Origin of the sequence: Enterococcus sp. MSG3290, assembly GCF_050555565.1 — a bacterium.
In the GTDB taxonomy this organism is placed as follows: domain Bacteria; phylum Bacillota; class Bacilli; order Lactobacillales; family Enterococcaceae; genus Enterococcus_B; species Enterococcus_B faecium.
In genome coordinates this window covers 79,574-95,782 of sequence record NZ_CP187862.1, presented here as the reverse complement: position 1 = coordinate 95,782, position 16,209 = coordinate 79,574, and the positions used below count along the sequence as shown (strand labels likewise).

Sequence of the window (16,209 nt, the reverse complement as noted above, 5' to 3'; positions counted from 1 at the left end):
TTTACAGTGCTGCCAATGCATTTTCCGCCGCAGCTTGTTCTGCTAATTTTTTCGATTTTCCTTGTCCAGTGCCAATCAATTGATCATCTACATAAACTTCGATCCAAAATACTCGTTCATGAGCTGGACCTTCTTCATTGATCAATCGGTATTCGATTGATACATCACCTGATTTTTGCAAGACTTCTTGTAGTTTTGTTTTATGATCCATCTCATGTGAAAAAGCACCTGCTTTAACTTTAGGAAAAATCACTTTTTCGATGAATGCATGGGTCGTGTCGAATCCCTGGTCAAGATATAACGCGCCTAAAAAAGCTTCGAATAGGTCGCAAAGCAATGCTGGTCGCGTACGTCCTCCTGAATTCTCTTCTCCCTTGCCCAACAAAACATATTGATCAAAGTGACATTCTTTGGCAAATTTCGACAAGCTGTCTTCGCGAACGATCGCAGCTCGTGTTTTTGTCAATTTTCCTTCTGGCAAATGAGGATATAAACGGAATAAATACTGAGAAACCATCAGTTCTAAAACGGCATCTCCTAAAAATTCAAGTCGCTCATTATCCGATAATTGCAGATTGCGATGCTCATTCACATAGGATGAATGGGTAAAAGCTTGTTCAAGCAAATTTAGATCGTGAAAAACGATGTTATAGTTTTCTTTTAGTTCTTTTGTCAGCTGGTTGTCCATTTTCCACATTCCTTTTATGGATATTTTTTCGATACTTCCTTATTATACTGGTTTTTTGTCAAATTTGAAATGGTTCGGTCAAAAGGTAAGTAAAGCTTTAATAATCCTAGTGATTGTCGAAAAGTTGTGAAAAATTCGTTTAGTTTCGAGTATGAAGAAAAAATTTTGTGAAAATGGCTTTCCATATTTTTGCATAAATTTGACTTAATACCGAGAAACTGGACTTTGAACACCGTTTATTGGAGAAGTCATGAAATCAGCGCCTTGACCTGAATATTAGAGAAATAAACAGAAAAATATCAAAAAACCGAAAAAGGACATCGCCCTTTTCCGGTCATTTTTAGTGATTATGAACGTGAATCTGCTGTAACAGAAACATTTGCCCATGGGTTTGGTACATCATAAGACCAATCCCAGTCTTTGACACGGTCGTTGACTGGCAATACTTCATTACGGAACAACGTTGGAATCGCAAATGCTTCTTCAAATGCATATTGTTGCCATTTTTGATATGCTTCTTTTTGGTACTCTTCATCAAATGCTTTGCTTGAACTGATATCGTTGATCAATTTTGTATTTTCTTCTGATTCATAACGAGTGTAGTTGAACGCAGCATTTGGTCCCCATAGTCCACTTGGATTTGGATCAGTTCCTGTATTCCAAGCAGCTTGGTAAACATCAATTTCAGGATCATCGTTTTCTAATTTATCATAGAAAGAGTTGAATTCGATCAGACGACCTGTTGTGTATTGGACATCCAAACCAATTTCTTTCCATTGTTGGATATAGTAATCTGCCAATGGTTGCGCTGTTTCCCCACCGGACATCGAAGCAAAGTTGATTGTTAGTTTATTTCCATCTTTGTCTTCTCTTAAACCATCGTCATCCACATCTTTGTAGCCAGCATCATCTAATAGTTTTTTCGCTTTGTCTAGATCTTGTGTGAATCCTTTCATCTCATCATCATGGTATGACTGGAATACTGGAGGGATCAATGAAGTCGCATTGCTTCTCAAACCTGCATAGAAACGTTCACCTACTGCATTATTATCTAATGCATAGCCCATTGCTTGACGTAATGATTTATCAGCCATTTTTGAATCTGGATTGTATTCCACACTCTTTGTATCTGCATTCCATTTACCTAACTTGAATCCTAGATAAGTATAAGAAGTTTGTTCACGGCCTAAGTTTGTATAGCCAGCAATTTCTTTATAGGTATCGTAAGTATCTGTTGGCATTTGGAAAATCATATCATATAATTTAGAGTTCAATGCTTCAGTTGCACTTGCCATCGGTACAGATTTCATCGTGATCTTTTTCAATTTAGGCGTACCATTCCAGTAGTGCTCGTTTGGCAAGTATTCTACTGATTCTCCTGCAACGATATTACTCATGTAATAAGGGCCAAAAGTCACTGGATTTTTACGTACTTGATCGCTTGATTCCATATCTTTGATTGCTACACCTTCTAACGTATGCTTTGGTGCTGCATACGACCAGATACCACCACCCGATTGAAGCATGCTTGGGTTTACTTCTTTATATTCGATTTCAACTGTTTTGTCGTCTATTTTTTTGATTCCGGAGATTGTGTCGGCACTTCCATCATGATATTCTTCCATACCTACGATGTTACGGAAAGTGTCGTCATAACGGATACCAGTGTAGTCTTTATTCCCAATGATTTCGTAAGGGAAAATCACATCGTCCGCCGTTACATCTTCACCATCTGACCATTTGACGTTGTCTTTTACTTTGATTGTCGCTTTTTTCGTATCTTCATCTAGATCAAGCGTTGCAGCTCCGTCGTCTGTGATTCTGAAATCGTCATCGTTTGCAAATAGCGGTTCATGAGAAGGAGCCATAAAAGCTGCATCATATGAATCTTGGTAAAACTCCCACTGGAACAATCCTTTAAACTGACTGTCCGTTGCGACCGCAGCTTCTAATTCGCCGTCTTCGATTGCATCATCATTATTTTTTGTTGCAATTGGAAAAGTTAATTCCTCTTTGTTATTGCCGTTGCCTCCAGAGTTGTTTCCAGAGGTATCTGTACCTCCGCCCCCGCATGCTGCAAGAACGACAGCAGACATCAGCGTTGCAAATCCAAAAATCGTTTTCTTCATTCCTATTTCCCCCTTCGCTTCTATACTAGCCTAACCGTTGGCGCGCATCTGCAGAACGCTTGAATGCTTGTCCAACATAATTGATACTCAACATCAAAACTAAAATAAGGATTGATGCGGGTAACCAGATCCATTGCCGATTCACTAAGACTTCTCCGTTACTTGCATAACCGATCAATGTACCTAAACTAGGTACATTTGCCGGCAAGCCGAAACCTAAGAAAGTCAAAGTTGTCTCGATGCCGATGTTTGCCGCAAAGTTCATCGTCAAATTAGTAATGATTAATGAACTTAGATTCGGCATGATTTCGCGGAACATGATTTTAAAATCATTGGTTCCCATTGTTTTTGAGGCACTGACATAATCTCTTCTTGCTTCAGATAATGTCTTGCTTCGGAATAATCGGGCTTTAGCTACCCAATAAAATGCACTCATGATGAAAATAAAGGACCAGACATTGTATCTGGAAATAATCGATACGAAGACGATAATGATCAGCATGATCGGTAGAATCATGATAAAATCAACGATCCGCATCAAGATGTTGTCAATGATCCCTCCGTAGTAGCCAGAGATGATCCCTAATCCAACCCCGATGATCGAAGTAAGGATCGTGATCGCAAATCCGATCGTAACAGAGTTTCTAGCACCTATGATCAATTGTCCTAATACATCACGTCCGCCTTCATCTGCTCCCAGAATGAACTTTTGTCCTTGCGTCGAAACTGTTCCTGGTGCAGCGTATTTGTCGAAGATACTAACATACATCACTTTGTCTTGATCGGTCAGCATCGCACCGATAAAGATCACTAATAATAAAACCACTAGCAAACCTAATGAAAAAATAGCAATTTTATCTTTTTTAAATTCTCGAGCAATCATTCGTATCCCCATAGGAGGAATACTTTCTTGAACTGCTGTATTGTTTTTTTCACTCATCGATCCATTCTCCTTTCTGATTGGTTTTATTGAATCCGAATACGCGGGTCAACGATACTCATGATGATATCTGAAAGTAATGTCCCCACTAGCGTCGCGATTCCTAAAATCAATACTAAGGATGTGATCACGGTATAGTCCCGTTGGCCGATGGAATCAATAAATAGTTTCCCGACTCCCGGATAACCAAAAATCTTTTCGATAACTACAGAACCAGCAATCAACGAAGTGATTTCATACCCCATTTGAGAAGCCATCGGCAACGCTGCATTTCGGAAAATATGTCGACTGAATACTTTATTCGTCGGTACCCCTTTGGAACGGGCTGTTCTGACAAAATCGAGCGATTTCGAATCGATTACTTCACTTCGCAGATATTGGATTGTGACGGCAGTCGCCAAAAATGCTTGGGTAATTGATGGTAACAGAATATATTTCAAACGGTCTATCCATTGAGTGATAAATCCACCTTGCAAACCTAGTGTTTGTGATCCACTTGTTGGGAACCAGCCTAAACGATAACCAAAAACAAATAGCATGATCAAGCCGAAGATAAATAAAGGAACAGCAAAACTAAAGAAGTTGTAGATTACGACAATCTTATCCAAGATTGAATTTTGATACCGGCCAGCAAGCATCCCCAGAGGCACAGCAATCAAATAAGTAAGGACAACTGTCAAGATCGATAGATATAAAGTGTTGATGATCCGTTCGCCGATCAAGTCAGCAACAGAGCGTTTGTATAAGAAACTTTGACCAAAATCGCCTTGCAAAGCATTTCCGATCCAACGGAAGTACTGGACATACCATGGGTCATTCAAGCCAGCTGCTTGTCGCATCTGTTCGATCACTGCCGGATCCTGATTTGGATTGATCAAACCGGTAAATGGATCCCCCGGCATCGCTTGGGCTAATAAGAAGATCAGAACACTTAAAATAATAACTTGCGGGATCATCAATAAAACACGTCGCAGAATCGTTTTCCACATTAGCTTGCACCTCCATCTTTCAACGCCACTTTGTGTGTAGTTGTGATCGTACGCAAATCGTAGACTCGACCAGTCGCATCATAGTATTCTTTTTGGTTTTGGATATACTCTTGTTCTACTCTTCGTCGATTTTCTTTGTGGCTTTCCCTATTTTCTACATCGATTTGCGGAATAGCTGAAAGCAGACGTTTCGTATAGATATGTCGCGGGTCATTATAAATGTCTTCTCTTGTACCGATTTCTACAAATCGACCTTTGTACATAATTGCGATGTTGTCGCACATGTGTTTTACTACACCTAAATCATGTGAAATGAATAAATAGCTGAGGCCGTATTCTTGCTGGATTCGTTTCATGAAATTCAATACTTGCGCTTGAACAGATAGATCCAGAGCAGATACAGGTTCATCGGCTACGATTAGTTTTGGATTGGTAGCAACAGCACGGGCTACTCCTAGACGTTGACGTTGTCCGCCTGAAAATTCATGAGGATATTTATATAGCGCATCTTCCGGCATCCCAACGATATCTAGCAGTCCTTTTACCTTTTTCTTTTCTTCTTGATCGCTTAACCGTTCAAAATTTCGGATGGGTTCAGCAATGATATCCAACACTCGCTTTTTAGGATTCAAACTGGACATTGAATCTTGGAAGATCATCTGCACATCCTTGTTATAACCCATTTTTTTGCGGTTGCTTCGCTTCGTTACATCTTTTCCTTCATACATGATTTGTCCGGCTGTTACCTTTTCTAATCCCACAACGGCTTTTCCCGTAGTAGATTTTCCAGAGCCAGACTCTCCCACTAAACCATATGTCTTTCCTTTTTCGATAATAAAATCCACACCATCTACAGCATATACATGATCCGTTACTCGATTGAAGAATCCACTGCGAATAGGGTAATGAACTTTCAGGTCTTTGATTGTGATTAATTCTGTCATCTACACCTCTCCTTTTTCGTCTCTAAAGTGGAAATGCTTATAGCAGGAGCAACGTACCAAGTGGTTCGGTGCGACTTCATGAAGGATAGGCTCTTCTTCATGATCGCTTGCTGGTATCCATGGAATACGTGGTGCAAACCGACAACCTTTACGAGGCATGTTTTTCAGAGAAGGAACGACACCTTCGATCACATGGAGTTCTGCATCATGATTTCCTTCTTGTGGTATAGAGTTCAGTAAAGAGCGTGTATAAGGATGCTTAGGATGATCAAACAGTTCTTTTACACCTGCTACTTCAACGAACTGTCCGCCATACATCACTGCCACTCGATCAGCCATTTCTGCTACGACTCCTAAGTCATGAGTGATCAAGATGATCCCTGTTTTTGTTTCTTCCTGAAGGTCTTTCAGTAAATCAAGAATCTGTGCTTGGATGGTTACATCTAGGGCTGTCGTCGGTTCATCTGCAATGACGATTGGAGGTTTGCAGGCGATTGCGATTGCGATGATGACACGTTGTCTCATACCGCCTGATAGTTCATGGGGATATTGGCGTCCAACTCTCGCAGGATTAGGAATCCCTACTTGTTCTAGCAATTCTAGTGCACGAGCTTGACGCTGTTCTGCATTCATCTTTGTGTGATAGGAAAGTCCTTCTTTGATCTGGTCTTCGATTCTCATGAGAGGATTTAATGCAGACAACGGATCTTGGAAAATCATTCCGATATCATTTCCGCGGATTTTATTATAGAGCGTTTCGTTCAGGTCGATTAAATTCAGATCGTTATATAAAATCTCACCTGTAATTTTTGTGTTATTAGGATCAAGTAATCCCATAATCGTAGTAGCCAAGGTACTTTTCCCGCACCCAGATTCCCCAACGATTGCTAAAATCTCGTTTTTGTCTAAAGTAAATGAAACGTCATCTACTGCATCGTAATAGTCATCTTTGAGTCGGAATCCTGTATGTAGGTTCTGAACTTCTAATAATTGGTTATCGGACAATCGAATACCCCTCTCTGCTTCCTAAATGGAAGTTTTTCTTAATAAAAAAGGACATTACACAGAATAAAGCGTTTTATAACAAAGGTTATTCTTATCTTTGTGTAATGAATTATTAATAATTATATAGAAAACCGCTTTACTTTGCAACATAATTTCTGTTTATCGCCAGAATTATCAGAAAAATGACTTTTACGTGTCAAAAAGATTAAAAAAAGAAGGATAAAAAGCTACATGCAGCTTTTTATCCTTCTTTGCTTTTATTTGAAATTATTTAAGATGGCTGCTGATATAATCTACTGCGCCACCGACTGTTTCAATTTGTTCAGCGTCTTCATCTGAAATTTCCGTACCGAATTCATCTTCAAGCTCTAAAACGAATTCCATAATACTAATTGAATCAGCTTTTAAATCATCTTTGATGTTCAATTCATCCGTCACTTTATCGGTATCTATCTCAAAATGATTTGAAATAATTTTCGCTACTTTGTTAAATACTTCTTCGCGAGTCAACTTTTTCACCTCCAAGAATCATACACTTGTCAATTACCTACACCATGGCTAATTTTACTGGCATTTTTCAGGAATGTCCACCTTTTTTTCAATGGAACGGATCGCTTCAGATATCCAAATACTATTCTTCGCTTTTTTCAAATTGTTCGACTAATTGTCCAACTACATCTGTCTCAAGCATTGTGTGGATTTGGCGGATCGTATAGCGAACAGCATCGGGGCCTGTTGCTCCATGAGTTTTAATGACTGGTGCTTTCAAGCCAAACAAAACGGCACCGCCATGTTTGGAATAATCCATTTCTGCTTTCAAAGAACGTAAGCCGTCTTTTAAAAGCATAGCGCCCATTTTTCCTTTGATCCCTTCATTTAGAATAGCAGATTTTAATAGATTCATCATATTCATTGCTGTTCCTTCAATAGATTTCAAAACAGCGTTGCCTGTAAATCCATCTGTGACCACTACATCAGCCACACCATTGAGTAGCTCACGAGCTTCTACGTTTCCAATAAAATTCAAGCTTGTTTCATTCTGAAGGAGTTCATAGGCTTTTTTCGTCACTTCACTACCTTTTGTTGCTTCTGTTCCGTTGTTTAAGAGTGCGACACGAGGACGTCCGATACCTCGGACTTTACGTGCATAAAAAGAACCTAAAATACCGTATTGCAACAAATGTTCTGGTTTGTTTTCTGCGTTAGCGCCAAGATCCAGCATATCGAAACCGGCACCTTCTTTCCCTACTACTGGCAAGGTAGACATCAAGCCAGGGCGTTCGATATTTTTGATACGTCCTACGATGAACAACCCTGCTGCTAGTAGCGCGCCTGTATTCCCTGCTGAAAATACAGCATCTGCTTCACCGTTTTTCACTGCTTGTGCAGCAAGGACCATTGATGCAGTCTTTTTTCGTCGAATTGCTTTTACTGGCTCATCATCACTATTGATTTTTTCGTCTGTATGGATAATCGTGATGTTTTTTTCATTTGTTAAGTATTTCTTGATTTCTGCTTCTTTTCCGTAAAGTAAGAATTCTACTTCTGGAAAATCTTGCTGCGCTAAAGCCACGCCTTCTACAATTGCTTGAGGTGCGTGATCTCCGCCCATTGCATCTACGGCAATTTTCATTGTTTCCACTCCTTTTTCCGTCATCAGTATAAAGTATAGCACAGTCTGCTAATCGAAATAACGATTATCCTGATTTTCTATTTGGAGGCTTTGCGCTAAAGGCTGATACTCAGGAAGCATCTGCCAATCCTTTATTTGCCAAAGGGCTGCAGCCTCTTCTCTGGCTACCTCCAAAACATTTCCATCCGTCACCAAGTCAGCAATCGCAAATTGAGGCAGACCAGATTGACGGAAGCCAAATACTTCACCAGGACCACGTAATTCCAGATCTTTTTCGCTTAGTACAAAACCATTGGTGGTCTCTGTCATGATTTTCATCCGTTCTACACCTAGTTCATTTTTAGGATTAGCAACTAAGATACAGTAGGAAGCATCACTTCCGCGTCCAACACGTCCACGAAGTTGATGCAGCTGTGCCAATCCAAATCGATCCGCATCCATGATCAGCATGACGGTCGCGTTCGGCACGTTTACCCCTACTTCAATTACAGTAGTCGAAACTAATATCTGCATCTGGTTGTCTTTGAAGGCTTCCATGATTACTTCTTTTTCCTGATTCTTCATTTTACCATGTAACAAGCCAACTTCATATTTTGGTGCAAATAGTTCACGAAGTTTTTCATAGATTTCCACTGCATTTTTTACATCTAATGCTTCTGATTCTTCAATCAGCGGACAGATGACATACATTTGATGTCCTCTTGCCAGTTCTTTTTTCGTCCAATCCAGTACACTGTCCAATTGAGGTGTTCTTACCCAGCGTGTTTCGATCGGGATACGTCCAGCTGGAAGTTCATCAATGATAGATACATCCATCTCACCATATGCTGTAATAGCTAATGTTCTAGGAATCGGAGTCGCTGTCATAAATAAGACATCTGGTCGCCAGCCTTTTTCACGAAGTACTTTCCGCTGGTTCACGCCAAAACGGTGCTGCTCATCCGTAATAACTAGACCTAAATTCTGAAATTCGACTCCATCTTGGATCAATGCATGTGTGCCGATCACGACGTTAATTTCCCCTTGCTCTAGTTTTTCAAGGAGCTCACGTCGTTCTTTTGCTTTCGTTGACCCCGTAATCAATGCGATGGTTACTTCATTGGGATCAAACAGCTGTTGCAAGCTTTCCATATGTTGTTGTGCCAAGATTTCTGTAGGCACCATCAACGCACCTTGGAAACCTGCTGTAACGGTAGCGTATAACGCAATCGCGGCAACCACTGTTTTTCCGCTACCTACATCTCCCTGCAAAAGTCGCTGCATATGCTGCGGACTGCGAAGATCCCGACAGATTTCATTCGTTACACGTTTTTGTGCATTTGTCAGTTCAAAAGGTAGCTTTTGAGTAAATTGTTTCAATTTTTGGACATCATAAAGGATCTCCAAACCATTCGTTTCTGCTTTTTCTGCTTTTTTCAATCCTTGAAGACGCATTTGAAATAAAAAGAACTCTTCAAAAACGACACGTCGTTTGGCTTGATGGTTTTCTTCGTGGTCTTTTGGAAAATGCATACTTCTTACAGCAGAAGCTCGGTCAAGCAGTCGATATTTCTCCACAAGGTTGTTTGGCAGATTTTCTTCAATCAATGTGCCGTATTCTTGAAACCCTTTTTTGATTAGATCAACTAATGTCGTTTGACGAATTGATTTGTTGACGTGATATATCGGCGAAAAGTCATCCATTGTTTGAGAACCTAAAATCTTCATCCCGTTCAAGGCTTTACGCTTTGCATCCCATTTACCGTATACGGCGATTTCCTCCGATAAAATGACTTTTTCTTTTAGATAAGGTTGATTAAAAAAAGAAACGTTGAACACATCATGTTCTTGCATCATACGAAATTGCAATCGGCTTTTTTTATAACCAAATCGATTCATCACAGGAGGCGAGACTACGATTCCTTTCAAAGTAACCTTTTCTTGATCCTGGATCTCGTTTAGATTTCTTTCCTGAATATCTTCGTAGCGAAAAGGATAATAAGTCAGTAAGTCTTCAATCGTTTGGATGCCCAAGCTGGCAAGACTAGCTGCTCTTTTTTCTCCGACTCCTGCCAGCATAGTGATTGGATCATCTAAAGAACGCATAAATTTTTCCTCCCTCCTTTAACAAAAAAAGGACTTGGTCAGCGATCATACCTGATCACTAACCGAAGGCCTTTTATGAATGAATACTGTGTTAGAAAGATATTCTGACACAGAAATTATTCAGCAGAAAATAGATAAGGATAGACAGGCTGATCTCCTTGGTGGATCTCGATTTCCAAATCAGGATGTTTTTCTGTTAGTTTCTCAGCAAATTCATTTGCTTGTTCAACTGTTCCTTCATCACCTGCCAAGATCGTTACGATCTCTGTGTCCTCATTGATCATTTGTTCTAGTGTACTTAACGCTGTTGCTGTGATATCTGGGTTAGAGATCAGGATTTTTCCATCGATCATGCCCAAAAAGTCTCCTTCTTTGATCTCTACACCGTCAATTGAGGTATCTCTGATCGCGTGAGTGACTTGACCGCTCACAACGCTAGACAACATTTCTGTCATCGTTTCTTTGTTTTCTTCTAAAGAAGCTTGATCATTGAATGAAAGCATAGCTGTCAATCCTTGGGAAATCGTTCTTGAAGGAACAACTGCTACTGGGATATCTGCTACTTCTGCTGCTTGATCAGCTGCCATGAAGATGTTCTTATTGTTTGGCAAGACAATCACTTTATCTGCGTTTACTTCTTGAATCGCTTTAACAATGTCTTCCGTACTTGGATTCATTGTTTGCCCACCACTGATAACATAATTAGCGCCTAAACTTTCAAACAGCTCTTGGACGCCTTTACCAGCAGCGATCGCTACGATACCATACGGGATACGTGGTGTTTCTTTTTTCGCAAACTCGTTCACTTCTTCATCGTGTTCCAAAATCGTCTCATGCTGCAAGCGCATGTTGTCGACTTTGATTTTGACTAATGAACCGAATTTTTGTCCATAATTCAAGACTTCTCCTGGGTTTTCTGTATGCACGTGGACTTTGATGATCTCGTCATCATTGACCACAAGTAAAGAATCTCCTATACCATCTAAATAGTTACGGAATTCTTCGTAATCGAATGTACTATCGACTGTAGGTCCTTCTCCGATTTTTACCATGATTTCTGTACAGTAACCAAAATGGATATCTTCTGTCGCCATTTGACCTTGGACACTGCGATGATGTTCTGCATTGACCATATCATCCATTTCTGCTGGAGAAGGTTCATATGTTTCATCCGCTTGGAATTCTCCATTCAATGCACTTAAAAAGCCCTCATAAACAAACAGCAGTCCTTGCCCTCCACTGTCTACGACACCGACTTCTTTTAGGACTGGAAGCAAGTCTGGAGTTTTAGCTAAAGCACGCTTTGCCCCTTTTACAACAGCTGTCATTACTTCAACGACATCATCAGTACTTTTTGCTTTCTTTTCTCCAGCTTTCGCTGCTTCTCTAGCTACTGTCAAAATCGTTCCTTCTACTGGTTTCATTACTGCTTTATACGCAGTTTCAACTCCATGAGTGAAGGCTGCAGCAAGATCAGAAGCATCTAATGAGACAACATCTGGAATTTGCTTAGAAAATCCACGAAACAATTGAGACAAAATAACGCCGGAATTTCCGCGCGCACCCATCAGCAATCCTTTTGAAAGCATTGCTGCTAATTCTCCTACTTTTTCTGAGGTTGAATCTACTACTGCCTTAGCTCCACTAGTCATAGATAGATTCATATTTGTTCCCGTATCGCCATCTGGCACAGGGAATACATTTAATGAATTGACGTATTCTGCATTTACTTGCAGACGATTCGCACCTGCCTGGACCATTTCCTGGAACTGGCTTGCACTTATTTCTGTTACACTCACCTAGATAATCCTCCTTCAGATCGACTGCTGAGTTACCAGCCAGTCTCCTGCCTAGTCTGGCAGTACACGAACACCTTGTACAAAGACATTAACTGAATTGGCAGTTACGCCTAATAATGCCTCTAGATTGTATTTCACTTTTTCTTGGACGTTGCGGGAAACTTCAGAGATTTTCGTACCATAGCTGATAATCGTATAAACATCTACAGCAATACCATTATCTTCTTGGCGGACAACTACTCCTCTTGAGTAATTTTCTTTACGCAAAATCTCAGTAATATTATCTTTAATTTGATTTTTGCTGGCCATTCCTACAACACCGAACACATCTGTCGCGGCGCCACCAACAACTGTTGCAATTACATCATTGGTAATTTCAATGGTTCCAGCTGACGTTTGAATTTTTACAGCCATGAATGAGCCTCCTTAACGGGTAAAAAACTCCCATTTTTCTTCTATCATATTTTATCATAGCGCAACTTGAAATAAAAGGCAGTTACCCAAAGTACTCAAAAACCTTGCAAAATTTCAGGTATAACCTTGTTTAATTTACAATTATTCTTCTCAATTGTCAATTGTATCTATGAAAATGTACTTGCAAATTTCCATTCTATATGATATGTTAGTCTGGTATGAGCTGAATTATTCTATTGCTCCAAATCAAGGCAAAGGAGGAAATTACCATGGCAAAAGTTTGTTACTTTACAGGTCGCAAGACAAAAAGTGGAAACAACCGTTCACACGCTATGAACTCAACAAAACGTACTGTTAAACCTAACTTACAAAAAGTTCGCGTTATGGTCGACGGAAAACCTAAAAAAGTTTGGGTGTCAACTCGTGCTTTGAAATCAGGAAAAGTTGAACGCGTTTAATTGAATGATACTTGGACCGTTCAGATAGTGAACGGTTTTTTATTTAATAAAAATTTTTAAGGGTGGGACTTTTGATTCCTATCCTTTTTTTGCGTTTATTTTTGTTATACGAACAAATTATGAAGTTATTTATTCTAAATTTTATTTTTTTGTGAAAACTAGACTCTTTTTAAGCAGAGAAAAACAAGGATATGATAAACTGAATACAACTTCATAGAAATTTGGTGGAAAATAAATATGAAAAAAAATTTAAAGTCATTCTTTAGAGAAAACGGACGCTACGCAGCAGCTAGTTTCCTGATTCCGTTTTTGATTTTAGCACTTGTTTATCTAAGTATCGGAATCTATCCTGGAAGCAGCAGAAGTATTTTGGCAAGTGATGCCTTTTCACAGTTTTCTAATTTTCATGCCAGCTTCCGAAATGTTCTTCTTGGAAAGCAAAGTATTTTTTATACATGGAATGCTTCTCTAGGATTGAATTATTTATCTTTAATTTCTTACTATCTAGGCGGGATCTTCACGCCACTGGTGTTCTTTTTTCCAAACCAGATGATGCCAGATGCACTGTATGTTCTGACTTTGCTTAAGGTCGGCTGTGCCGGATTGGCTTTTTGGTTTCTTGCACGTACGTTCAAGATTCCTCGCTGGGGGCATGTTGCACTTAGCGTCAGTTACGCATTGATCTCATTTATCACTGCACATTCGGAGATCATCATGTGGCTGGATGCATTTGTTTATCTTCCATTAGTGATTTTGGGGATTCATCGTGTTATGGATCTTAAACGGCCGAAACTTTTATTTATCAGTTATTTACTCTTGTTTTTATCCAGTTTTTATATGGGTTTTATGATTGGCGTATTTTCTTTCTTATATTTTATCGCCCGTCTATTGACAAACTGGTCAGAATATAAAAAAACGATTGTTCCTTATGGTATCACTTCTTTACTGGCAGGCGGCGCTTCAATGATCATTGTATTGCCAGCAGTGCTGGATCTTCGGTCAAATGGCGAGGCACTGAGTCAGATCACTACGTTGAAAACAGAAGCGACTTCTTATCTGGATCTAATCATGAAAAATATGATTGGTGTTTATGACACGACAAAATACGGATCGATTCCGTTCGTTTACGCAGGTCTGCTACCATTAGTCCTCTGTCTGTTTTATTTTGCCAGTCGGAAAGTACCGTTGAAAAATAAATTTTTGTACGGCAGTCTTTTCGCCATACTTATCGCAAGTTTTTATCTTGTTCCATTGAATTTGTTCTGGCATGGTATGCATGCACCGAATATGTTTTTATTCCGTTATGCCTATCTGTTCTCTTTCTTAGTGCTCCTGCTTGCAGGAAAAGGATGGGAAAAGATAGAACAAGACGATCGTGGGCTGTTGTTAGGAATCATTTTGGTCGTAGCTGCTCTCTTTGCGGTGGCATGGGGCATCAAACCTGAAGGAAGCTACACCTATGTGACGATGACTTCCTTTGTATTGACAGTGGTTTTCTTAGGGATTTATGCTTTTGCTGTGGGATTTTATCAGCATAAGAAACTTTCATTCAATCATCTGAGTATATTGTTATTATTGATCATGTCTGCTGAAGCACTGGTCAATACGAACAGTATGATCCATGGCATTCTTGATGATTGGAATTATGCTTCCCGCAGTTTATATACTGATCCTTATCCTGACTTGAAAGCTCTTGTAAATGAAACAAAAAAAGATTCCGACTCGTTTTACCGCTTGGAAAATCTGGATCCAGTATCTGCAAACGATTCGATCAACTATGGTTACAGTGGTATCAGTTTGTTTTCTTCTATAAGAAATCGTAATTCTTCCTCTTACCTGGATAAATTAGGTTTCCGTTCAAGAGGGACAAATTTGAATATCCGTTATAACAATAATACTTTGCTGATGGATGGGTTTACAGGAATCAAATATAACATTTCTAAAAACGAAAGCACGTTCAGTAAATATGGCTTCCGCCAAGCTGGTCAAAGCGGCGACTATACACTGTATCAGAATGTCAATGCATTGCCACTAGCATTTACTGCACCGTTGTCCGTTAATGATGTTGAGCAGCCAGTGACAGATAATTTGACCAGTCAGACAAACTTGATCAATACATTGTCTGGTCTAAATGAACAGTATTTTACATTCTATACACCTACTTTGAAGAATCAGTTGAATACGACGATCACAAAGACAACGACTGGCGTCACTTACTCAGAAACAGCAGATAACCAGCCAAAAGAGCTCACTTGGGAAGTCCATGTGCCTGCAAATACACAAGCTTACTTAAGTTTGTTCCCAACCAATTTTGCGCAATTAGAAAGTTCTAGTGCGACGATCACTGTCAATGGTACATCGCGAAAAACGCAAATCAACATTTCTGGTCAATACTATGATCTTGGCTATTATCCTCAAGAGACAACAGTGACATTTACTGCAAGTTTTTATGGGACGAAAGAAATAAGTTTCATGGAGCCTAAAGTCGTTGGTCTAGATGTTGTAGCCTATCAAGCCGCAATGAATCAGATCAAAGAAAAAGGTGTCGAAATGGAAGCCACTGGCAGAAAAGCTTCTGGGACTGTAAATACCGCTGAAGATTCCATGTTGGTGACAACTATTCCTTATGACAAAGGATGGAAAGCTAAAATTGATGGGAAACCAGTCAAGGTCAGCAATTTCAAAGACGCATTCTTGATGATAAAAGTTCCAGCAGGTAAACATACTGTCACTTTCAGTTACTTGCCTGAAGGATTTACGATAGGTGCAATCCTTTTTGTCCTATGTATTGCATTGTTTATTCTTTATGTCTGGTACCTTGACCGCAATCGCCCCTTTTATGGCACGATTGATCCAGCAATAGAAGAACAACCACGAAACACACACAGAAGAAGACGTAGAAAATAAAGAAACGATGGAACCTGTTCAGACTGTCCGCACCAAGGGCAATCAAAACAACGTTCCATCGTTTTTTGGTTACAGAAAAAATAGGTAACAAAAAGATGATTCACTTATCAACGCCTCGTCCACAAGTCACGATATTCATCAAAGATGAGAAGCTGTTTTTTGAAATTGCTCTTTGTGACTCAGAGTTAAATGACAGGCTCACGACCTCTTTCTTAAAC

Annotated in this window: 13 protein-coding genes; 2 read left to right on the top strand and 11 right to left on the bottom strand. The window is 39.7% G+C overall.

All coding sequences use genetic code 11. The features are described 5' to 3' along the window. Position 1: 1 nt before the first annotated feature. The 11 genes from rnc to IGL31_RS00450 form a co-directional block, all read right to left on the bottom strand. A complete protein-coding gene (gene rnc, locus IGL31_RS00500) occupies positions 2-688 on the bottom strand; it encodes a ribonuclease III (protein ID WP_002287896.1) in 687 nt (228 codons plus the stop codon). 347 nt (positions 689-1,035) lie between these two features. Then, positions 1,036-2,817 (bottom strand): oligopeptide ABC transporter substrate-binding protein, encoded by a 1,782-nt coding sequence (locus IGL31_RS00495; RefSeq protein WP_002319437.1) that lies wholly within the window; start codon positions 2,815-2,817, stop codon positions 1,036-1,038. 25 nt (positions 2,818-2,842) lie between these two features. Further along, positions 2,843-3,757, bottom strand: coding sequence for an ABC transporter permease (locus tag IGL31_RS00490; RefSeq protein ID WP_002287893.1), 915 nt, complete (start codon positions 3,755-3,757; stop codon positions 2,843-2,845). Between the two features lie 26 nt (positions 3,758-3,783). After that, a complete protein-coding gene (gene opp4B / locus IGL31_RS00485; protein WP_002287892.1) occupies positions 3,784-4,746 on the bottom strand; it encodes an oligopeptide ABC transporter permease in 963 nt (320 codons plus the stop codon). Then, on the bottom strand, positions 4,746-5,690 hold the full coding sequence (locus IGL31_RS00480; protein WP_002287891.1) for an ABC transporter ATP-binding protein: 945 nt from the start codon (positions 5,688-5,690) through the stop codon (positions 4,746-4,748). Before IGL31_RS00480 ends, opp4B begins: the two co-directional genes overlap by 1 nt. Continuing rightward, entirely contained in the window at positions 5,691-6,695 is a 1,005-nt protein-coding gene (locus tag IGL31_RS00475) for an ABC transporter ATP-binding protein (protein ID WP_002287889.1), read from the bottom strand. Between the two features lie 267 nt (positions 6,696-6,962). Beyond that, positions 6,963-7,205, bottom strand: coding sequence for an acyl carrier protein (acpP, locus tag IGL31_RS00470; RefSeq protein ID WP_002294295.1), 243 nt, complete (start codon positions 7,203-7,205; stop codon positions 6,963-6,965). 121 nt (positions 7,206-7,326) lie between these two features. Next, a complete protein-coding gene (gene plsX / locus IGL31_RS00465) occupies positions 7,327-8,328 on the bottom strand; it encodes a phosphate acyltransferase PlsX (RefSeq protein WP_002289721.1) in 1,002 nt (333 codons plus the stop codon). Between the two features lie 48 nt (positions 8,329-8,376). Next, entirely contained in the window at positions 8,377-10,413 is a 2,037-nt protein-coding gene (gene recG / locus IGL31_RS00460; protein ID WP_002289722.1) for an ATP-dependent DNA helicase RecG, read from the bottom strand. A gap of 116 nt (positions 10,414-10,529) precedes the next feature. Next, complete coding sequence (locus IGL31_RS00455) at positions 10,530-12,212, bottom strand: DAK2 domain-containing protein (RefSeq protein WP_086299943.1); 1,683 nt, start codon at positions 12,210-12,212, stop codon at positions 10,530-10,532. A 51-nt stretch (positions 12,213-12,263) separates the two neighbouring features. After that, entirely contained in the window at positions 12,264-12,626 is a 363-nt protein-coding gene (locus IGL31_RS00450) for an Asp23/Gls24 family envelope stress response protein (protein ID WP_002294298.1), read from the bottom strand. 269 nt (positions 12,627-12,895) lie between these two features. Here IGL31_RS00450 and rpmB point away from each other — a divergent pair, with 269 nt between their 5' ends. Beyond that, on the top strand, positions 12,896-13,084 hold the full coding sequence (gene rpmB, locus IGL31_RS00445; protein WP_002290463.1) for a 50S ribosomal protein L28: 189 nt from the start codon (positions 12,896-12,898) through the stop codon (positions 13,082-13,084). 237 nt (positions 13,085-13,321) lie between these two features. After that, a complete protein-coding gene (locus tag IGL31_RS00440) occupies positions 13,322-15,991 on the top strand; it encodes a YfhO family protein (protein ID WP_002304024.1) in 2,670 nt (889 codons plus the stop codon). Positions 15,992-16,209 lie beyond the last annotated feature (218 nt).

Excerpts from the sequence above, each read along its gene's own strand:
- rnc (WP_002287896.1), bottom strand. The coding sequence starts at position 688 with ATGGACAACCAGCTGACAAAAGAACTAAAAGAAAACTATAACATCGTT.
- IGL31_RS00495 (WP_002319437.1), bottom strand. The coding sequence starts at position 2,817 with ATGAAGAAAACGATTTTTGGATTTGCAACGCTGATGTCTGCTGTCGTT.
- IGL31_RS00490 (WP_002287893.1), bottom strand. The coding sequence starts at position 3,757 with ATGAGTGAAAAAAACAATACAGCAGTTCAAGAAAGTATTCCTCCTATG.
- opp4B (WP_002287892.1), bottom strand. The coding sequence starts at position 4,746 with ATGTGGAAAACGATTCTGCGACGTGTTTTATTGATGATCCCGCAAGTT.
- IGL31_RS00480 (WP_002287891.1), bottom strand. The coding sequence starts at position 5,690 with ATGACAGAATTAATCACAATCAAAGACCTGAAAGTTCATTACCCTATT.
- plsX (WP_002289721.1), bottom strand. The coding sequence starts at position 8,328 with ATGAAAATTGCCGTAGATGCAATGGGCGGAGATCACGCACCTCAAGCA.
- recG (WP_002289722.1), bottom strand. The coding sequence starts at position 10,413 with ATGCGTTCTTTAGATGATCCAATCACTATGCTGGCAGGAGTCGGAGAA.
- IGL31_RS00450 (WP_002294298.1), bottom strand. The coding sequence starts at position 12,626 with ATGGCTGTAAAAATTCAAACGTCAGCTGGAACCATTGAAATTACCAAT.
- rpmB (WP_002290463.1), top strand. The coding sequence starts at position 12,896 with ATGGCAAAAGTTTGTTACTTTACAGGTCGCAAGACAAAAAGTGGAAAC.
- IGL31_RS00440 (WP_002304024.1), top strand. The coding sequence starts at position 13,322 with ATGAAAAAAAATTTAAAGTCATTCTTTAGAGAAAACGGACGCTACGCA.